Annotated in this window: 17 protein-coding genes; 2 read left to right on the forward strand and 15 right to left on the reverse strand. The window is 68.9% G+C overall.

Annotated features, from left to right (window positions below):
• Positions 1–71: 71 nt before the first annotated feature.
• The 5 genes from ABTW65_RS16300 to ABTW65_RS16320 all read right to left on the reverse strand — a co-directional run bounded on the left by ABTW65_RS16300 (position 72) and on the right by ABTW65_RS16320 (position 6,175).
• A complete protein-coding gene (locus tag ABTW65_RS16300) occupies positions 72–524 on the reverse strand; it encodes an acyl-CoA thioesterase (RefSeq protein ID WP_350661817.1) in 453 nt (150 codons plus the stop codon).
• A gap of 18 nt (positions 525–542) precedes the next feature.
• Positions 543–2,612, reverse strand: coding sequence for an acyltransferase family protein (locus ABTW65_RS16305; protein ID WP_350661819.1), 2,070 nt, complete (start codon positions 2,610–2,612; stop codon positions 543–545).
• The gene (locus tag ABTW65_RS16310) at positions 2,609–4,345 is read right to left on the reverse strand and encodes a glycosyltransferase family 2 protein (protein ID WP_350661821.1); all 1,737 of its coding nucleotides are present in this window, start codon (positions 4,343–4,345) and stop codon (positions 2,609–2,611) included. Before ABTW65_RS16310 ends, ABTW65_RS16305 begins: the two co-directional genes overlap by 4 nt.
• Positions 4,342–5,418: a glycosyltransferase gene (locus ABTW65_RS16315; protein WP_350661823.1), complete on the reverse strand. Its 1,077-nt coding sequence runs from the start codon at positions 5,416–5,418 to the stop codon at positions 4,342–4,344. The genes ABTW65_RS16310 and ABTW65_RS16315 overlap by 4 nt, the downstream gene beginning before the upstream one ends.
• 226 nt (positions 5,419–5,644) lie before the next feature.
• Positions 5,645–6,175 (reverse strand): COG4315 family predicted lipoprotein, encoded by a 531-nt coding sequence (locus ABTW65_RS16320; protein WP_350661825.1) that lies wholly within the window; start codon positions 6,173–6,175, stop codon positions 5,645–5,647.
• 126 nt (positions 6,176–6,301) lie between these two features.
• Here ABTW65_RS16320 and ABTW65_RS16325 point away from each other — a divergent pair, with 126 nt between their 5' ends.
• Complete coding sequence (locus ABTW65_RS16325) at positions 6,302–6,976, forward strand: hypothetical protein (protein WP_350661827.1); 675 nt, start codon at positions 6,302–6,304, stop codon at positions 6,974–6,976.
• Here ABTW65_RS16325 and ABTW65_RS16330 read toward each other — a convergent pair whose 3' ends face one another.
• On the reverse strand, positions 6,977–7,933 hold the full coding sequence (locus tag ABTW65_RS16330) for an ATP-binding protein (protein WP_350661829.1): 957 nt from the start codon (positions 7,931–7,933) through the stop codon (positions 6,977–6,979).
• Between the two features lie 60 nt (positions 7,934–7,993).
• Positions 7,994–8,542 carry a CGNR zinc finger domain-containing protein gene (locus ABTW65_RS16335; protein WP_350661831.1) on the reverse strand — a complete coding sequence of 183 codons (549 nt, stop codon included), beginning with the start codon at positions 8,540–8,542 and terminating at the stop codon, positions 7,994–7,996.
• Positions 8,543–8,568: 26 nt separating this feature from the next.
• Between ABTW65_RS16335 and ABTW65_RS16340 the strand changes: the two genes are divergently transcribed.
• Complete coding sequence (locus ABTW65_RS16340; protein WP_350661834.1) at positions 8,569–8,763, forward strand: hypothetical protein; 195 nt, start codon at positions 8,569–8,571, stop codon at positions 8,761–8,763.
• 19 nt (positions 8,764–8,782) lie between these two features.
• Here ABTW65_RS16340 and ABTW65_RS16345 read toward each other — a convergent pair whose 3' ends face one another.
• From ABTW65_RS16345 to ABTW65_RS16380, 8 genes are all read right to left on the reverse strand, one after another.
• Positions 8,783–9,475: a hypothetical protein gene (locus tag ABTW65_RS16345; RefSeq protein WP_350661836.1), complete on the reverse strand. Its 693-nt coding sequence runs from the start codon at positions 9,473–9,475 to the stop codon at positions 8,783–8,785.
• Positions 9,476–9,697: 222 nt separating this feature from the next.
• A complete protein-coding gene (smc, locus tag ABTW65_RS16350) occupies positions 9,698–13,237 on the reverse strand; it encodes a chromosome segregation protein SMC (protein WP_350661838.1) in 3,540 nt (1,179 codons plus the stop codon).
• A 172-nt stretch (positions 13,238–13,409) separates the two neighbouring features.
• Complete coding sequence (locus tag ABTW65_RS16355; protein WP_350661840.1) at positions 13,410–14,525, reverse strand: polysaccharide pyruvyl transferase family protein; 1,116 nt, start codon at positions 14,523–14,525, stop codon at positions 13,410–13,412.
• Between the two features lie 261 nt (positions 14,526–14,786).
• Positions 14,787–14,984: a hypothetical protein gene (locus ABTW65_RS16360; protein WP_141803713.1), complete on the reverse strand. Its 198-nt coding sequence runs from the start codon at positions 14,982–14,984 to the stop codon at positions 14,787–14,789.
• Positions 14,985–15,166: 182 nt separating this feature from the next.
• Entirely contained in the window at positions 15,167–15,970 is an 804-nt protein-coding gene (locus ABTW65_RS16365) for a DUF6576 domain-containing protein (RefSeq protein ID WP_350661842.1), read from the reverse strand.
• 84 nt (positions 15,971–16,054) lie between these two features.
• A complete protein-coding gene (locus tag ABTW65_RS16370) occupies positions 16,055–17,254 on the reverse strand; it encodes a glycosyltransferase family 2 protein (RefSeq protein WP_350661844.1) in 1,200 nt (399 codons plus the stop codon).
• Positions 17,255–17,292: 38 nt separating this feature from the next.
• Positions 17,293–18,111 (reverse strand): FkbM family methyltransferase, encoded by an 819-nt coding sequence (locus ABTW65_RS16375; RefSeq protein WP_350661846.1) that lies wholly within the window; start codon positions 18,109–18,111, stop codon positions 17,293–17,295.
• Between the two features lie 91 nt (positions 18,112–18,202).
• The gene (locus ABTW65_RS16380) at positions 18,203–20,314 is read right to left on the reverse strand and encodes an acyltransferase family protein (protein ID WP_350661848.1); all 2,112 of its coding nucleotides are present in this window, start codon (positions 20,312–20,314) and stop codon (positions 18,203–18,205) included.
• Positions 20,315–20,337 lie beyond the last annotated feature (23 nt).

The raw sequence follows: 20,337 nt of genomic DNA on the forward strand, positions 1-20,337 counted from the left end.
GCAGTGGGTCAGACTGTCACAGTGCCGGGTGGCGGTGAACGGCGCCACGCACGTTCACCCAACTGTCAAGGTCAATTCTGCCGCCACAGCGGCATGACCGCCTCCCGGATCTCGTCGGGCATCGGCGTCACCGGACGCGACGGGTCGGTGTTGTCGACGTAGACGTGCACGAACCGCCCCTCGGCCGCGGCCTCCTCGCCCGGCCCCTGGAAGAGCCCGATCCGGTAGATGACCGACGAGCTCCCGACCTTGTCGACGACCAGCCCGGCCTCGACCGGCTCGGGGAACCCGATCTCGCGCAGGTAGCGGCACGAGGTCTCCGCGACGATCCCGATCTTGGGCAGCTTCCGTACGTTCACGCCGGTCGTCTCGAAGAGGTAGGCGTTGACGGCGGTGTCGAAGTACTCGTAGTAGGTCGCGTTGTTGAGGTGACCGTACGCGTCGTCGTCGCGCCAGCGGGTGGTGATCGTGCGCCAGTGCACGTAGTCGGCGCGGGTCGGGGTCTTGCGGTCAGGAGTGCTCATCGCCGCTGATCTTAGATCCTAGAGCTCGTCCTCGACCGCACGGACCAGATAGGGCGCCAGCGTCATCGAGAAGGTCGCGGTGATGTGGCTCCGGTCGCGATAGACCTGCACGTGGCCGACCACCAGGGGACACCGGTCCTCGTCGCAGTAGGCCGCAGAGAGGTCTATCAGCGAAGCGCCCGGCCCTGCCAGGCGAACCGCCTCGGCGAGCGGGTCAGAGGTGGCGTACGCCTCCTGGCGGGTCATCTCGCACGCGCCGGCGTCCGCAAGCGTCTCGATCTCGTCGAGGCAGGTCGCCGCCTCGGGGGTGAGGTACGGGTTGTCGGCGAGCGCGACGATCTTCGTGCCCCGCTCGAGGATCGGCTTCCAGGCCTGGGCGAGCTGGTCGACGGCCGGGTTCGGCTCGCCGGCCGCGAGGTTCGGATTGCGGCGTTGGGTGACCAGCACGACGTCGTACGCCTCCTGGTCGAGCTGCTCGATCAGCGCCTCGCGGTAGGCGCGGCGCGGGTCACCCGCGGTGGCCGGGAGCAGCCCACCGCCGTTGGCGACCAACGTGTCGACCGACCATCCTGAGCTCTCGGCGACCCGGGTCAGGCCGGGGATCAGCGAAGCGCCGTGCGAGTCACCGACCAGCGCGACCCGGAGCGCATCCGGGTCGTCGGAGCCGAGGTGGCAGACCTCGGGGCGGGCGTCGGCGGCGTACGTCTCGATCTCGGGGAGATAGCACCGGTAGGCCTGGCCGGTGTCATCCTTGCGGGCGATCGGCGCAGGGAGAAGTACGCCGTCGAGCTCCGGGTTCCGGCACCCCTCCATCAGGGCGGCGGCGCCGAAGCACTCGGTGTCTCCCGATGCGAGCGCCTCAGCCTGGGCGCGACTCTCCTCGACCAGGTTGCGCCCGTGCAGGATCCCGGGGACCGCGACGGCGGCGACCAGGGCCGCTCCGAGCACCCCGAAGAGGAAGGCCCGCGGGGTGGTCTCCAAGATCGGTCCGGTGCGGAACGGCGTCTCCACGAACCGGTAGGTCAGGGCCGCGAGGCCGATGGTGACCAGGAGGATCAGCGGCTCGCGGAGCCAGGTGCCGAGCACTGGGCCAGTCTCGGGGAGCACGACCACGAGCGGCCAGTGCCACAGATAGAGCGAGTAGGAGACCGTCCCGATCCATTGCACGACCGGATGGCCGACGACCCGAAGCCCGAGGCCGCGGGGCGCGCCCGCCCAGATGACCAGCGCGGTGCCGACGACCGGCAGCAGCGCCACCCAGCCCGGGAACGGCAGCGAGTCGTTGAAGAGCAACAGCGCGCCGAGCACCCCGAGCCAGCCGGCCACCGCTGCGTACGGCGCCCAGCGCCCGGACACGCGCTCGAGGGAGAGCGGCAGCACAGCGATGAGACCGCCGACCGCGAACTCCCAGGCGCGCGCGTAGGTGACGAAGTAGGCGTCGGCGCCGTCCGTCGCGGTGACATAGACCGAGGCCACGAAGCTGACCACGAAGACGGCGAGGAAGACCGCCCGGATCACCGTCAGCCGCACCTTCGGCCGTCGCCGGGTCAGGAGAGCCACGGCGACGACCAGCAGCGGCCAGATGAAGTAGAACTGCTCCTCGACCGAGAGGGACCAGTAGTGCTGCGCCGGCGATGGCGGGTCCTCGGCGGCGAGATAGTCGACCGCCGCCCAGGACAGCTGCCAGTTCTCCACATAGAACGCGGCCGCGACCGTCTCCCGCAGGAACTGCTGCCAGAGCGCCTCCGGCACCAGGACGTACGTCGCCCCCGCACTGCACACGAGCACCAGCAGCGCCGCGGGGAGCAGCCGCCGGATCCGGCGCGCCCAGAAGGTGCCCAGCCGCACCCCGCCGGGCTTGGCGGCCTCACGCACCAGGTGGGAGGTGATCAGGAAGCCCGAGATGACGAAGAAGACGTCGACGCCGGCGTACCCGCCGCGGATCGCCCCGGGCCAGAGGTGGAAGAGGACGACGCCGAGCACCGCAGCCGTACGCAGTGCCTGGATCTCCAGCCGCTTGTCCCGCACCGGCTGCCCGGCCTGCCCGGGCTGCCCATCCTTGGCGGGCGCGACGGCGACAGCGGTCACCGGCGCACCCTGCGGGCGATCCGGCCGGCGACGCGGCGGGCCTTGCGGACACCCCGTTCGCCGAAGGTCAGCGGGATCTCGATCCCGTGGCGCGGGCGACCGTCGAGCTGGACGATCTGCGCACGCTCGCCGATCCGCTCGCCGATGACGTCTTCGTGGATGATCACCGGCCCGTCGAACTCGCCCAGCGCGTCGCGGCCCTCGAACCGGACCCGCCAGCGACCACCCGAGAGCGCAGCGGTCGGCAGCGCCACCTCGAGGCTGCCCGAGGCGAGCTCTGCGGCGTCATATTCCAGCGTCGGGCGCCGGCGGTCGTGAAGGAACACGACGCGGAGCGTATCGGGCCCGACCATCGTGTGGGTCAGGTGCAGGTGCGCACGCCCGTCCACGAGCGCGAGCGAGGTCGCGGTCACCGGGTCGGTCGCACCCGAGACGACCTGGCGCAACAGCTCCGGGCCTTCGTCGAGGGCTGCCATGATCCGGCCGAGCCGCCAGCCCGGCGCCTCTCCGGCGTCGCCATCCTTGACTGCCTCGGCGACCACGGTGAACAGGTCGCGGTGCTTGAGCACCAGGTCGGCGAGGTCGTCGCCGACGAGCGTCTCGTCGCCCAGCGAGATCGTCGCGACGGCGTTGACGAGCGGCCGCCGGAGCGTACGCAGCGGCACCACGCCGCTGTCGGCGACCAGCTGCAGCGTCTCCAGGATGTCGGCGACCGTCCGGTCGCCCCAGCGGACGTCCTCGCCGATCAGCCGGGCGGCGGTGGCCCACTGGCCCGACTCGACCAGGCGCCAGCCCCACCGCTTGTCGCGCTCGAGGTCGTCGACGACACCGTCGTCGAAGAGCGCGACCAGCTCGGCGATCAGCGCCCGCGCCGGCTCCAGCGCCACCGGGTCGATCACGGACATACCTCGCAGCGCACGGACGATCGCCATCCAGCCGTCGGCATCGAAGATCAGCGAGGCATACTCCGCGCGCACCTTGGGGTCGCCGAGCGCGACGATCCGGCGGGCACAGCGCAGCTCCTGTTTCAGGTAGCTGATGATCCCCGCCGGCGAGTGCGACTTCGCCGTCATCGATCCCGGTCCGGGCCGGTCGCGGTAGACGTAGACCGTCTCGGTCACGATGTCGAAGCGGGCCCTGGTCAGCGCGTGCACCATCGGCTCGATGTCGTTGGAGCGCGAGGCGTCGGGGAACGTGATCTGCGCCGCGTCCCAGAAGTCGCGCCGGAAGACCCGGTTCCAGCAGGCCCGGTTACGCAGGGCGGACGGCGCGTCGGCCAGCGTCACCAGGGTGCGTTCCTCGTCGAACGCCGGCCACGCCCGCACCGGCCACCAGACCCGGTCGCTGAAGAGCTTGAAGAACCGGCCGACGACCATGTCCGAGCCGGTCTGCCGCGTCTTGCGCAGCATCGCGGCGTACGCCCCGCGGGGCACCAGGTCGTCGCCGTCCGCGAACGCGAGGAAGCGGCCCCGCGCCAGCGAGACACCGTGGTTGCGCGCCTGTCCCCCGCCCTTCCCGGGCGAGCGGACCACCGTCAGGCGCGGGTCGCGGGCGGCGTACGCCTCGGCGATCTCGAACGTCTCGTCGGTCGAGGCGTCGTCGACGACGATGACCTCCAGGTCCACCGGATCGGCAGGCGTGGACTGGTCCTCGAGGATCGAGGAGAGCAGCTCGCCGACCCACAGGCCGACGTCGTGCGTCGGTACGACGACGGAGAGCTCAGGGGTGGTCATCGGGCTTCCTCCTTCAGCCCGTCGAGCAGCCGCAGGTAGTCGCGCGACATGTCGTAGGGCGTGTACGCACGGGTGAACTCATGGGCGGCCCGATGCCGCGCCTCCTGCCCGTCGAGGGCCTCCAGGATCGCCGCGGCCAGTGCCACCGGCTCATCAGGCTCCGGCGCGTACGTCACCACCCACGCCTGGTCGGCGAACTGGCGCGCGACCGGGGTGTCCTCGGGGATGAGGGCGGTGCGGCCGAAGGTGCCGGCGGCCAGCAGCGAGCCGGAGTTGAGGATTCGGCGATACGGCAGCGCCACCACGTCGCTGGCCCGCATCCAGTCGGAGAAGTCGGCGGTCTCGACGAACCCGAGCCGCTTGACGATGTTGGACGCCGAGAGCATCTCCTCGACCGTCTCCACGTCGGAGGCGGGCACCACCTTGCCGGCCACGACGAAGGTCAGGTCGGGAACCTGCTCAGCGGCGATCTCCACCGCCCGGCAGAGCACGTCGAGGCCCTTGTACGCCCGGATCTGACCGATGAAGCCGACCGTCGGGACACCCTGCGGGACCCCGATGCGCTCGCGCGAGGCGGCGTCGTCACCGCCGTCGGGGTAGACGCCGAGGTAGGACGAGTGCGGCAGGTCGACGACCTTGTCCGGCGGGAGCGCGTAGTAGTCCGCGGTCTCCTCGACGGTGGCCGGGTTGAGCTGGATGATCCGGGTCGCGTAGCTCGCCAGCGCCTTGGCGACCGCGAGCTCGACATCGACGTAGTCGGCCTCGTGGGCGATCGAGTTGTGCACAGTCCACAGGACGTCGGCGCCACGGTCGCGCAGTCCGCTCAGTACGTCCTCGAACCGGGCCTCGTTGGCCCAGGCCTCCTCGACGCTCTCGCAGCCGGCGGTCACCGGCGAGGTCCAGTGGACGTGGAGCACGTCCCCCGGCCCCAAGTGCTCGGCGCGGGCCTCGAGCCGGTGCAGCCCCTGCACTCCTTCGACCACGTCCCAGCCCGCCGCTCGCGGTGCCACGGTGAGCATCGTGAGGTAGGGGTTGCTGCGGTAGTAGGGGAACGACAGCAGGGTCGAAGGCATGTGGGGGGTCCTCAAAGTACTTAACCGTGACGATCCCCCGAACGCCGAGACCATGTCTCGCCGGTGCCCCGGTTGGCCGGTGACCGCTGGATTCTAGGCAGGCAAAAGAACCCACCTTGACCACTCAGACGGCTTCCCTGCATGCCTTCATCACGGATTCACCGATGGTTCATCGAACCCACCCCTCCTGGTGGCCCTCGAGCGGACGTCCGTCCTTGGCTACACGTCAGTAGCCAAAGCCGCCTCCGTTGTCATCCGGCGTGGACGATTCCGACGGGGCCGAGGACCCGTCGGTCCGCGCCGCCGCCCACACGAACTGGGTGCCCTGGAAATCATCCGTGAAGCCGTCACCTTGGAGCTCGCCGGCGCCCTCCTCGGCGAAGGTGTACAGCGGCAGGCCGTCGTACGTCAGCTGTGACGATCCGTCGGGACGCTCCACCATCCCGAACTTGCCGTCAAGCGTGGAGTTCGCTGCGTCGACGTCAGCGTCGGACGCGACGATCGGCTCCCAGAAATCCGCGCAGGTGTCGACGCAGTGGATCTGTCCATCCTTCTCGACCTCTGCGGTGTAGAGCGTGTGCCCCTCGGCATCGGTGAGCACGTCGGTGTCGTCGACCTCGGCCACAGAGACGAGCGCTGATCCGCCGCCGGCGTCGGATCCATCTGCGCCGTCGTCGCTGCCGCAACCCGCGGCGAAGAGCGCCATGGCAGCAGCCGCAAGTACGGCCCTGGCCAGGAAGAAAGTAGAAGGTCTCATACCAGGTATACGGGCCAACCCGCACCGCGGTTCATCGAAACCCCTGCTGCGCCGGTGACAACCGACCCTGAGAGCCGGGGTTGATCGCGGTCGCACGTCGGCGCATGCTCGGAGTAGGAGGTTGCGATGAAGCCCTCACGCATTCCCGACGGCATCCCGGTCCTGTCACCTGGCCGACATCGAACACCACGACGCGGCGCATGCTTCATGGAGCTCGCCTCGGTGCTCGCCGGTGAGCGGTGGAGCGATCATCCGTCCTGCACTCATCCCTTGCTCGCCCATCTGGCAAGGCTGGTGAACGATCACACCAGCGACGACGGACGCCAGCAGCTGGCACCACTCATCCCCTCGGTCGTGGGCCGACGCGGAAACGACCGGACGTGGCTCGCGGTCGCGGTTGCAGTAGCGGCGCAGGCCATCTCCGACGTCCCCGAAACGAAGCAGCGCCCGCTGGCAGCTGGCCTGCTTCAAGCTGAGCGCTTGTGCGCGGATGCCGAACCCGATCTGGCGGACACCCGGCGGGAGGCCCAGCTCGCGCTCGCGATGGTTCCTGGCGCGGTTGCCTGGGTCGATCGTCTTGGGATCCGAAGCCGGATCGACCCAAAGACCTTCGCCAGGCGTTGCGCGCCGACGATGGTCCGGTGCGCCGTCGATGGGGTCGTGGCGAGCGCCAGCCCCGATCACGACGAACGGCTCGGCGCTCTGCTCGAGGCCGGCATCGCGGCTTGCCCCGCGCCAGACTCGGAGATCGCCCGAGTCCGAGAGATCCCGGGGACCGCGCCGTCCGTCCCAAAGGCCTGATCAACCGTCACCCAGCGCCGCTCTCGCCCTCACCCACTCGTCGTAGGGCACCGGGTCGGCGTCGTTCTCAGCCTGGCCGACGATGCTGTCGGTGAACCAGGTCCGCAGCGACACCATCTCCGGCGTGGAGCGCAGGGTGAGCAGCTGGTGGGTCTCGCCGAGCTCGTCGGCCAGGTTGTCCGCGGCCAGCAGCTCACGCACCACGGCGCCCATCTCGCGGGGAAGGGTCATCTCGATGTCGACGTACTCCAGCCCCGCCGCGGCCGCGTCCAGAGCGGTACGACGGCCCATGTGCCGCGCGAAGGCCGGTCGAGTCACCAGCTGCTCGATGAGCTCGCCGAGCTCGCGCGGCGGGTTCGGACCGTCCTCGGAGTCGATGAGCTGGAGCTCACGGACCAGATCGTCGAGGCGCTGGTCGATCTGGAGCCCCAGCTGCACCGGGCAGCCGGGAAGCCGCACGGTGACCCAGTCCGCCGGAACGGCGGCCGGTTCCGGCATCGCCTGCTCGCCGTACTCCACCATCGGAGGCCGTACGTCGTGCTCGACGCCGTCGCCGGCGAGCTCGGCCCAGATCCGGCGCCCGTCGACACGTTCCTCGATCCCCCATGACTTCGCCAGCACCGACACGATCACCAACCCGCGCCCGGTGGTGCCCTGGCTCTCGACAGGAGGCGGGGCCACGGCGGGGAGCGGGACCAGTGCGCCGTCGTCCTCGACGCTGAGCCGCACGGCCGGCTCGAGGTCACGCAGGCGAATGTGCATGTAGGGGCTGCCGCTGTGCAGGGCCGAGTTCGCCGCCATCTCGGTGATGCACAGGGCGGCATCGTCGACGAGATGCTCACGGCCCCACTCCACGAGACCGTCGGTGACGAATCTGCGCGCGCCCGGCACGCTGGCGGTCTCAGCGGCGAGGCGCACCCGCAGCTCAGGACGGCCATCGTCGGGCACGGACATCATGGGGTCAGTGTGCCTCGCGTTCGCGTCGGCCGTCACCGATTGAACCTCGGAGTGCGCCGATCAGTGAGCAGCCATTGAGTGTCGGGCGCGGTGCCGGCGGACCGCAGCGCGGTTGGCGCAGCGGACCGAGCAGTAGCGCTGGCGGCCGTTGCGGGTGACGTCTACGACCACCGCGGAGCATGGGTCCCCCTCCATCTTCCCGGCTTCGCACCGGCTCAGCCGATGGATGCCCCGAGTGGTCAGGTGCAGCGCCGTGCCCACGCTGATCACCGCTCGCAGCACGTCGGGAAGCGAATCGTTGGTGTCGTCGCGGTAGTGGATGTGCCACCCTTCGCGACCGTGATCGGTCAGCCTCGGGTACGCGGTCGCCTGCGCCATCAGCTCGTTGAGCAACCGCGCCCGTTCGCCCGGCTCCGACGCATCGACGACGCGGAGCCATTCATCGATCACGTACCGAGTACGCGCGTGGTCGTCGGGAGACTCGGCGAAGTCCATCGTCATCCCGAACTCCCGGGTCCGGGCCTCGATGCCGACCCGGTCCGCTGGCCAGTCGTCGGCGAGCGAGGCAGCCAGGAGCACGGCGTACTCGCCGTAAGGGTTGAGATGCATAAGACCATTACAGCAGAGTGGCGACCATGACCGACAGCGCAACAGAGGAGTCCCGGCGTGCGGACGCCACCCACGACCACGGCTGGCTCACGGAGTCCAGCCATCAGACCTCGGAGGGCCGAGTCGTCTACGTACGCTGCGCACTCTGCGGCGTACGGCGCGTCGACCTCCAGCCCCATCCGCTCCTACCGCCGCGGGCGCTGAGCCGCGAGCACAGGTGAGCGGAGGAGCGGGCAGCAATCAAGACACGCGCGCCGTCTCAGACTGAGCACCTCTGGTCGACTTCCGAGCCGTGACACGCGTCGTCGCCGGCCACATGACTATGGCGGCAAGGACGAGGAGCGCGCCAGCGGGAGCTTCAGACCAGGGGGCTGTGTCGTGGGAGACATGGCCCGCAGCGATTGGACCAACGAGGAAATATGTCGGCAGCACAGTCGTCGCGGCGATCAGCAGCGCTGTCACCACCATGCTCACGGACCGTGCGATGGACGGCCGGTCTTCGGAAGCCTCGGGCCATTCAGTCGGGATGTACCCACCCGCTGCGATCGCGGCAGCAATGGTCAGCGCGGTGGGCCACAGCACGCCAACGACGATGAGCGCCGTCAGATCGAAGTGGGGAACGGTGACCGGTCTGCCCGCGATCCCAGATGCCAAGACCAGCACGCCGGTGCCGGCGAGCACGGCAGCCGGGATGACGGCGAGCGGCCACAAGATGAGGCGATGAAAGGCGGGCATCAGCAGAAACGGCAGTGCGAACGCCGCGACGGCCAGCAACAGGACCGAGAGCCCGTAGAGCTCAGCCGCATGCCCGATCGAATCCCACGGGCTGGCCGGCCACTGGTAGTCGTAGAGGTGGTCCTGCCGCTTGAGGCAGGCAGGTTCGTCGAAGCCGCCACGCGGGCACACCCCGGACCAGCGTTGCCACGCTGCCATGTAGGCAAGAACCCCTGAGCCGGCGAGTGCGGCTGAGGTGAGCGCGCGTGCGCCGCGGTGTCCCGGTTTCACGCGCTCATGGAAGCATGCCATTCAGCCGTTTGAGGTCGGTGCAGCCGTGCCTCCTCGATGTTGAGGACGGTCTCGCAGTCGCCGCTGGTCGGCCCTTCATGATCATGCGTCGTACTCGCTCCCCGCTCGCGGCTCGACGAGCGGGAGCACTCAGGCAGGCTGGGCGTCGCGGAGGCGCTGCGAGATGACGGTGGTGACGCCGTCGCCGCGCATGGTGACGCCGTAGAGGGCGTCGCCGACCTCCATGGTGCGCTTCTGGTGGGTGATGACGAGCAGCTGCGAGGACTCGCGCAGCTCCTCGTAGATCTCCAGGAGCCGGCCGAGGTTAGTGTCGTCGAGCGCGGCCTCGACCTCGTCGAGGATGTAGAACGGCGAGGGGCGCGCCTTGAAGAGCGAGACCAGGAACGCGACGGCCACCAGGGACCGCTCGCCGCCGGAGAGCAGCGAGAGCCGCTTGACCTTCTTGCCCGGCGGCCGCGCCTCGACCTCGATGCCGGTGGTGAGCATGTTGTCCGGGTCGGTGAGCACGAGCCTGCCCTCACCGCCCGGGAAGAGCCGCGCGAAGACGTGGTCGAAGGCGACGCGTACGTCCTCCCAGGCCTCGGTGAAGACCTGCTCGACGCGGTTGTCGACCTCCTTGACGATGTCGAGGAGGTCCTTGCGGGTCTGCTTGAGGTCCTCGAGCTGCTCGGTGAGGAACTTGTGGCGTTCCTCCATAGCAGCGAACTCCTCCAGCGCGAGCGGGTTGACCTTGCCCAGCGCGCGCAGGTTCTTCTCGGCGATCTTGAGCCGCTTGGCCTGCTCGGCACGGACGTACGGGATCGGCTCGCGCTCGTTGCCGTCCTCGTCGGGGTGCTGCGGGACCAGCTGGTCGGGGCCGTAGTCCTTGACGATCGCCTCGGCGTCGAGGCCGAGCTCCTCGAGGATCCGCTCCTCGAGCTGTTCGATGCGCATCCGCTGCTGGGCGCGGGCCATCTCGTCGCGGTGGACGGAGTTGACCAGCTCCTCGAGCTCCTTGCCGAGGTTGCGCAGCAGCGAGCGGCACTCGCGCAGCGCCTGCTCGCGCCCGGCGCGGGACTCCTCGATCTCAGTGCGGGCCCGGGCAGCCTGCTGCACCGAGACCTCCAGACGGTCCAGCGCGTACGCCACCGCGGTCCCGACCGCTCGCGCGGCCTCGCCCTCGCGTCGCATCTGCTCACGGCGGGCGGCCGCCTTGGCGCGCTGCTCGCGCTCCTGACGGGCCGCGCGGAGCAGCCCCTCGGCACGGCCGGCCAGCGCGCGGGCTCGCTCCTCGGAGGTACGCAGCGCCAACCGCGCGTCCATCTCGCGCTGTCGTGCGTCGCGGGCGGCCTGAGCCAGCCCGTCGCGGGCACTGAGGTCGGGCTCGTCCTCGGGGTCCTCCTCGGCCATGGCGAGGCGCTCCTCGAGCTCGGCGAGCCCGGCGACGGCGTTCTCACGCGCCTCCTGCGCCTGCTCGACGGCGGCCAGCAGCCGCTCGGCCTCGCCGCGAGCAGCACGCGACTGGGCGCCGAACTGGCCGAGCTCTTCGGCCACGGCGGCCAGAGTCGCGTCGGACTCGTGCAGCTTGGCCAGCGCGACGTCGACCCGCTTCTGCGCGGCCAGCCGCTCGGCCTCGAGCCGGGAGGTCTCGAAGGTGGCCCGCTCGGAGACCGCGTGGGCCTCGGCGAGCTGGGCGGTGGCCTCGTCGACCGCGGCCTGCACCTCGATCAGGCTGGGTACGCTGGAGGAGCCGCCGGAGGCGACGTGGGCGCCGATAAGATCGCCCTCACGGGTCACCGCGGTGACCTCGGGGTCCTCCGCCACGAGCGCCTGAGCGTTGGCGAGGTCCTCGACCACCGCGACCTTGTCGAGCAGCCGCGCCACCGCGGGCCGCAGCACCGGCTGGCACTCGACCACGTCCAGCGCGTACTCGGCGCCGGAAGGCAGCGCCGGCCAGCCACCGGTCTCCTCGGGAGAACCGCCCAGCAGCAGCCCGGCCCGTCCGAGGTCCTCGGTCTTGAGGTGCTCGATCGCCCCGACGGCACGCTCAGCGGACTCGACGACGACCGCGTCCGAAGCGGTGCCGAGCGCCGCCGCGATCGCGGCCTCGTAGCCGGAGCGCACCGCCAGCAGGGAGGCAACCGACCCCAGCACTCCCGGAAGGTCCGAACCGAGCAGCGCACCGGCGCCGTCCTTGCGGTTCAGACCCATCTCCAGGGCGTCCTTGCGGGCGGCCAGGGTCGAGCGGTCCCGGTCGGCCTGCTGAGCCTCGGCCTGCAGCTTGGCCAGACGCTCCTCGATGTCCTCGAGCGCGGCAGCAGCGGCCTCGTGCTCGGCGTCGAGGCCCTCCTCCCCCGCGTCCAGCCCGGCGACCTTTGTCTCCAGGGCGGTGAAGTCGCGCTGGGCCCGCTCGGCGCGCGCCAGCGCCTCCTCACGAGCAGCGGTCAGGCGCCCGACCTCGTCATCGGCGGCAGCGGCGCGCGACTTGAGCGCGTTGACCTGACCGGTCAACCGGGCCAGCCCCTCGCGACGGTCCGCGGCGGCGCGCTCGAGCCCCTTGACCCGGCGCTCCTCCTCCGCGGCGGCATCTTCAGCTTCCTTACGAGACTCGACGGCCTCCTCGAGGGAGTAGCGAAGCTCCTCGACCTCGGCGTCGGCCGTCTCCTCCTGCTCGCGGGCCACCTCGGCCTGGGCCTCGAGTTCCTCGGGGTCACGCCCCTGGCGCACCTCCAGGTCCTCGGAGCCGGCCGCGTTGCGTACCCGCTCGGAGGCCAGCGACTGGGTGCCGCGCAGCCGCTCGCGCAGGGAGTTCAGCGCGAACCAGGTCTCCTGTGCGGCGGCCAGCGCCGGCAGGTCCTCACGCAGCGCGGCCTCGAGCACAGCCTCCTGCTCGCGTCCCTCCGCGATGGTCTCCTCGACCTCGGCCCGCCGGGCCAGCAGCGCACCCTCGTCGGCGAGCTCCTTGTCGAGCTCGGTCTTCGCGGTGACCAGGTCGTCGGCGTAGATGCGGGCCTTGGCGTCGCGTACGTCCATCTGCACCGTCTGCGCCTGCCGGGCGACCTCCGCCTGGCGGCCGAGCGGCTTGAGCTGACGGCGGATCTCGACGAGCAGGTCCTGGAGCCGGTCCAGGTTGACCTGCGTGGAGTCGAGCTTGCGGAGCGCCTTCTCCTTGCGCTTGCGGTGCTTGAGGACGCCGGCGGCCTCCTCGATGAAGCCGCGGCGGTCCTCCGGGGTCGCGCGCAGGATCGTGTCGAGCTGGCCCTGACCGACGATGACGTGCATCTCGCGGCCGATGCCGGAGTCAGAGAGGAGGTCCTGGACGTCGAGCAGCCGGCACGGGCTGCCGTTGATGGCGTACTCCGATCCGCCGTTGCGGAACATCGTGCGCGAGATGGTGACCTCGGCGTACTCGATCGGCAGCGCGCCGTCGGTGTTGTCGATCGTCAGCGAGACCTCGGCGCGGCCCAGCGGGGCGCGGCCGGCCGTACCGGCGAAGATGACGTCCTCCATCTTGCCGCCGCGCAGGCTCTTGGCGCCCTGCTCACCCATGACCCAGGCGAGCGCGTCGACGACGTTGGACTTGCCCGAGCCGTTGGGGCCGACGATGCAGGTGATCCCCGGTTCGAGCTCGAGGGTCGTCGCGGAGGCGAACGACTTGAAACCCTTCAGCGTCAGACGCTTGAGGTACATCGGCTTCTCCCCCGGCTCAGGACCACGTGGTCGTACACAGTTCGCAACACATCAGCGTGGCTGAGGTGAGCCAGCAAATCTAATCGCCGCTGCTCAGGGGAACCCCAGCGGGTCGAGGATAACCCGCCGGGGCTGTAGATCTGGGGACCTCGGCCCCCACCGACGGCCGGAGTCAGAGCCCCAGCGTCTGCTTCACCTCGGCCCGCAGCTCCTGCAGATGGGCGTCCGCGGCCGTACGCAGACCGGCGACCGCCTCAGGATCCGGGATGACCCGCTCGGTGAACCGCTCGGCCAGGTCGGCGGCGTCGAAAGCGGAGACATTGGCCTCCAGGCCGATGCGCTTCATGAAGTTGCGGTTCTTGTTGGTCGCGATCATCACGATCGACGGCACGCCGTACATCGTGGCCACCACCGAGCCGTGGAACTTCATGCTCGCGAACGCGGTGCACTCCCCGATCGCCCGGGTGAGCTCGTCGAGGTCCTCGGTGTAGACGACCTCCTTGCCCGGGATGTCGAGGTCGTCGGCGTTGGCCACGTCGCGGCGGCCGACGTCCATCGTGCCGAGGATGAGATGACGTACGCGCCACCCCTCCGCGATCGCCTTGCCGGCCATCTCCTCGACGCGTGAGTAGTCGTCGGGCTCGTCCAGGTTCGGGCGGTAGCGGGTGACCACGCCGAGGATCGGCGCCCCCTCGGGCTTGGTCGCCGGGGGAAGGTCCAGCGCGCAGACCATGTCGGGGGCGACCTTGATGTCCAGGCCGGCGGAGATGTTCTCGAGGATCCAGTCGGCGGTCGGCTGGTCGCGGACCCCGATGAACTTCACGTTCGGGTGCTCGAGGAACTTCTTGTGCCTCTCGATGATATGCGGCTTGATCTCGGTGTTGCGGTAGATCGGCACCCCGATACCGACCACGAAGACGGGCTTGGCCAGCATCTTGTGGTTGAAGTAACGCGGGTCCGCCTGCCACGACTGAAGGATGTCCCCGCCGCCGATGAGGATGGCGTCCACCTCGTCGACGATCTCCGCGAGCGGCCGGTCGTAGTAGGGCTTGGTCATGTTGTCGGCGAGCACCCGCAGCTCGAACTCCTCGCCGAAGTACTGCTCATAGACCGACAGGAACAGCTCGTCGCCGTAGTTGCCGGCCCCGAAGAACCCGGCGAGCCCGATGACCGGCTTGCGCCCGCGGCGCTCCCGGCGGGCCAGCGCCGCCCTGATCTGCTCCTTGAGCGGGTCGGGAAGGCGGCGGGCCGCGGACCGCAGGACCGGGTGATGGCGCAACGAGGACAACGGAGAGCTCCTGGGGGGATCACGAAACGGGCCACCGACGGTGGCGAACCGCGCGAGCGTAGCGACGCTGGGTTGTCCCCGGCGCCCGTCGGCCGAACCTCAGGTGAACGCTCGGCGACCATCTACCCCGGTGGTCGAGCTGGTCGAGACCCCGAAATGGTCGAAACCGACCCTGAGAATCAGAGTCGGTTCCCCCTGAACGAAGCTAGCCGCGAAACACGAAATAGCTCTCGCTCGTGGTGTTGCAGAGTTGCCCGCAGGTCAGGCGGGCTGCATCTCCTGCATCGAGGTGTCCAGGTCTGCGGTGTGAGCCGCGACCAGAGCGTCGTTCTCCGTCTTCAGAGTGAGAACGAGATCCTCGAGCTCACGCACACGCGCACGAAGCCGAGCATTCTCGGCTGTGAGGTGGGCGGGAGTCCGCAGGTCGCTGCTCATGTAACCGATCAGCGCCTTCGCCATGAATACGTTTCCTTCGTTGGAATCACTAGAAGTTCCCGCGATACCGGGCCGTCTACAAGGGTGACACCGTTATCGACAAGCGTCAACGTCGCGCGTCCAAAGCCGGGACCTCCGACCATGCATTCACCGCGAATACGGCCGAAATGTGAGTGGATCGCACTCAACTTCGGCTCATTTCCGGCTCAGCCGCGGCGGCGGCGCTCACGCAGCTGCATGAGCTCCTTCTTCTCCTTGCTGGTCAGCGAGTCGGCGCCCTCGGCGTGGATCTTCTCGAGGAGCTCGTCCATCCGCTGGTCGTCCTTGGAGACGGTCGAGGACTCCCAGGGGCCGGTGACAACGGTCGGGCCCGACTTGCGCTTCTTCGCCTTGGCGGGCTTGGCCGGCTTCGGCTGGCCTGGACTGCCGGCCACCTGCGGGATCCAGGGGAATCGGTCGAGCAGCCCGAACTGGCGCGCCACGAAGGCGTTGACGGCGAGGCCGACGACGAAGACGAGCAGCATCACCCAGCTGCGGTAGCCGAGGTACTGGATCAGCTGGATGCCGACCAGGATCACACCGAAGAGCCAGGCCGGGATGTTGAACATGAACATCCGGTCGGGCCACTGCGCGATCCACAGCAGCACCACCATCATCTCCAGCATCCCGAGGCCGGCGAGGAGGTAGTTCGGGTCCAGCACTGCGCCGAAGACGACGGTCAGGAACGAGAGCACCGCGGTGAAGGCCACCAGCAGCCAGGCGAACCGGACCTTGCCGAGCTCGTTGCGCTCGAGGTCGGAGCCGAAGTACCAGAAGAAGAAGATCGCCAGGACGTCGAAGATGCTGAACTGCGGGTAGGCGAACGGCCAGGTGACCAGCGTCCACAGCTTGAGCTCGGCGAGGTTGGGCTGGATCAGGGCCAGCCCGGCCAACACACCCTGGCTGCCCATCACGGCGAAGAGGATCAGCCCGACGATGCTCGTGAAGACCACGAGCCACGTCGTGGTCACCCCCAATGAACCGATGTGGAACCAAGGCTCGTGGGGGTAACGACCGCCTGGGGTCAACCGGAAACGTTCTCGCACGGGGCGAGCCTATCCACGCATTGGTTGCCGCGTCAGCAGGGCACTCCCACCGACCTTCTCGATGTTGCCCAGATCAGGCGGCAGCGCCGGATCGTTGCGCCACGGATGCTGCCTGAAGGCCGCCCGGGCGCCGTACCTGTCGATCATCGCGATCAGAGCGGTGAGGTCCTCGGCCCGGTCTTGGGCGACCAGCCACGCCATCAGCCGTTGAGCACGTGGAACCGCCGTGTTCTCGAACGGCACCCCGGCGTCGTACCAGAACTCCAGGACGGCGCCGCGCAGCAGCTTCCAGTAGCGGCTCGGGTCCTCGGTGTCGGGGTGAACCGCCGCGCGGAAGTGCTCCCACATGTCGATCGGCAGGACCTCGACGAGCAGGGTCTCCATGAGCTTCGCCGAACCGGCCGCGCGAACGAGGTCGATGGTCTGACGTTTGGTGTCGATCCGCTCGACGAGGTTCGCGATCTGCGCACGCTTCTGCGTCGCCGAGGACCGGTCGGAGCGGACCTGCCAGTCGTAGACGATCTCCGTCATGACGTCGAAGGAGTCGGCGGCGAGGAACACCTGGGTGAGCGCGACCTGGTCCTGGTAGCGGGTGCGCTCGGGGAACGCGATCGCGTTCTCCGTCCAGAACGACCGCCGGAAGATCTTGTTCCACACGAAGATGTCGGCGAGCATCAGCGGCGCGTCCTCGATCCGGCACCTGAGCCGCTCCTCCGCGTGGTTGCGACGCATCAGCGGCGTCATGAACCTGCGTTCCACCCCGTCATCGACCGCGACCCGCTCTGCCGCACCGACCGCGAAGTCCGAGCCCGTACGCCGCAGCGACCGCACCATCGCCGACCACGCATCCTGCGGAAGGGTGTCGTCGGGATCGACGAACGTCAGCAGCTCGCCGGTCGCCGCGTCGATCCCGGTGTGACGCGCTCGCGACACCCCCGAGTTCGGCTGGGTGATGACGGTGACGCAGGCTTCCTCGGCGGCAAGCCGCCGCAGGATCTGCGCCGACCCGTCGGTCGAGCCGTCGTCGACGACGATCACCTCGAGCTTCGAGATCTCGCTCCGCGGCTGGTCCAGGACGCTGCGCAGGCTCTTCTCGACGTACTCCGCCACGTTGTAGACCGGTACGACCACGCTGAGCGTCGGCCTGCCACGCAGCAGCCCCCTGGCCCGACGGACCCCGGCCTCGGTCCGATGGCGCCAGTCCGTCACGCCGGTCCGTTCTCCGACGGAACGCCCCCGAACTGGTCTCACAGCGGGAGGTCCTTCTCTGCGGCCAACTGCGGGTCCCGCTGCTCGTACTCGCTGATCCGGTCACGGAGCGACCGCTTCAATGCGTTGAGGCCGTAGATCTCCTCGGTCGCCGCGACCAGCGCCGCAACCACCTCTGCTTCCTCGGGTGTTCCCGTGGCGGGGCGGAAGACATGGGTCGGTGTGAGGTTGTAGGTGCCTGTCTGGGCGTAGCCCATTCGGCTCATCCATGGGGAGACCTTCTGGTATCCCGCCAGCGTTCCACACTCGACGTACAGGAGAGGGCGGTCGCGGGCGATGAGATCGGCCGCGCCATGGAGCACATCGATCTCGGCTCCTTCGACGTCGATCTTGAGCGCCGCCACCCGGGCCGGAAACTGCTCGTCGTCGAGCGCGACGACCTCGAAGTCGCCCTCGTCGTCCGCCACCGCGACGGACTGTGCCCCCAAGTTCGTCGCGTCGAGGTCTGCCATGGTGCCGCGTGCGGACTTCGCGTGGACGCCGACTTCACGGACGACGACACGTTCACCGAGGTCGTTGGCCTCGATGCTGGCTCTGATTCCCGCGACCAGTTCGGGGTTCGGCTCGTACGCCACTATTTGGAGCCGTCCGACCACCGCCAGGTACAGGGTGTGGTTGCCGATGTTCGCCCCGACATCGACCACGAGGTCTCCTGGCTCGAGAGCAGCGACCATCGCCTCGAGCATCTGTTCTTCGTAAGGGCGGCCGGTCTTCACCAGGTTCGACTGGATGTAGTCCGTTGCGGCATGCGGGACACAGACCGCGTAACTCCGCCCCGCGACCTCGATCGCCGTCATCTGAGCCGGGGATGTCGTCCTGTCAATCATTCGTGATCACTTTCGCAGCGCAAGGATGGGACGGAACTGGTTCCGCGACGCTCCAGGTTTGTCACAAGGCGTCTTCGATGGCGCGGCCCAGGTACGGCGCAAGGGTGCGCGTGTAGGTGAGGGTCAGGTGTTCACCGTCATCACGGTAGACGATGACGTGACCGACGACCGGCCGGCAGAACTTCGGTTCGCAGTAGAGATCCGTCAAGTCCACCAGCACCGCGTTCGGGTCGATGGCCACGGCCTCTGCCAGTCCCGACGGCGGAAGGACCTTCCGGCGCGGCTGCGCACACGCTGAAGCTGCGTCAAGCCGCTGCGCCTCCACGCAAGCCATCGTTCCTTCCGGCATCGCCGGGTTGTCCTCGATCGCGATCACGGGCACCTTTCGAGGGGCCGGCCGGTGCGCCCACGCGCGGGCCAGCCCGTCAGCGGTCTCATCGACCGAGGTCGTCACATCGTCACCGGCCACGATCGGAGAGGAGTTTCGCGCCTTGGAGGTGAGGATCGCGTCCAGATCATCAGCCTTCTCGACGTACGCGCTGATGCCACGTCGCCACTCCTGGCACATCCGGTGGTCTGCGGTGCTGTCCTTCTGGAGGTCAGACTCCGTCCAGTAACAGCCGACTCGACCAGCGACATCGATCCGCCACCCGAACTCGTTCGCGATGTCCTCGTACGCCCCGACCATCTGGTCGTTGTGGGAGTCGCCAACCGCAAGCAGTCGCCTGCTGTAGCCGGTCTTCGGACCGAGCTGGCACATGACGACGTCACCGGTCTTGGCGGCCGAGCTCGACCAGCATTCGGCTCGGTTCGCCTGGTCCGTTACGAGGTCGGACGGGTTCGGGACGAGAACACCCTCCAGATCGGGGTTCTCGCACGTCGGATCGGCGAGCTCGGCTGCGCCCAGACATGGCAGGTTCCGGGCGAGCAGGGTCTTCGCCTTCTGTTCCGACTCAGCTGCGCTGATCGCCTGCGCCGTCAGTCCAGCCGCAGCGACGGCCAGCACGACCACCATTGCCGCAGCGCTCCACAGTCCGACCGAAACCGGAGAGCGTCCGCCAAGAAGCCTCGTGGAGAAACGCACACGGTTCTCCCACTGGGTCGTACTGAGCCATGCGAGAGGGAACGTCACGCCGAGGATCAGCAGCTTTGTCCCCACGTTCAGAGGCGCACCGGTGATGTAGGGCACCAGGATGATGAGCGGCCAATGCCAGAGGTAGATGGCGTACGAGGTGTCTCCGACGATGGACACGGGTCGCCACGACCCGACTCGCGCGAGGAACGTCCCGCGGCCCAGCCAGATGGCGAGGGCAGCGCCGCTCACCGGAACGAGGGCAGCGACTCCTGGAAATGGCGTGGCGCTGGTGTACTGCGTCGCTGCTGTCGCGATCATGGCAAGGCCAAGGGCCACCCACAGAGTGCGCGCCGTCCTCGACGCGATCGCCGGCAAGAACCCGATGAGAACTCCGGCGGCGAACTCCCACGCCCGGGTGAAGGTGGAGAAGTATGCCTCTGGGCTGTTCGCAGTGAGCCAGACGCCGTAGGTGAAAGATGCACAGACGATGAGCGCGAACAGGAATCCGGCGAGTCGTCGGGTGGTGAGATACGAGCCGGGGCCGATCGACCGGGACAGCAGCACGACGGCGAGTAGCAGGAGCGGCGTGAACGCGTAGAACTGCTCCTCGACGGAGAGGCTCCAGAAGTGCTGAACCGCAGAGGGCTTGTTGTCGGCGGCGAGGTAGTCCACGCTCGCCCAGGCGAGCCGCCAGTTCTCGACGTACAGGCTCGAGGCGGCGATCTCCGTCAGGAACTGCGACCAGAGACTTCGCGGCACCCAGATGAACGTCGCGACGGCGCTCGCCAGCAGGACGAGGAGCGACGCCGGTAGAAGCCGTTTCGCACGCCGGGCCCAGAACGCGCCCAGGCGAATGCGGCCGGTCGTCTCCATCTCGCGGAGCAGGTGACTTCCGATGAGGAACCCGGAGATGACGAAGAACACGTCCACGCCGACGTACCCGCCACTCAGTCGGCCCGGAGCGAGATGGTAGGCGAACACAGAAAGGACCGCGATCGCGCGCAGCGCTTGAATGTCTGGCCGGAACACACCAGGCCGCGGCTGTGCACTCGATGCCGTACGCGCATCGTCCGACCGCGTGCTCGTCGCGGTCGTCATGAAACTCCCTCGTCCACATGCAC

It is taken from the genome of Nocardioides sp. NPDC127503 (assembly GCF_040302165.1).
Classification (GTDB): Bacteria; Actinomycetota; Actinomycetes; order Propionibacteriales; family Nocardioidaceae; genus Nocardioides.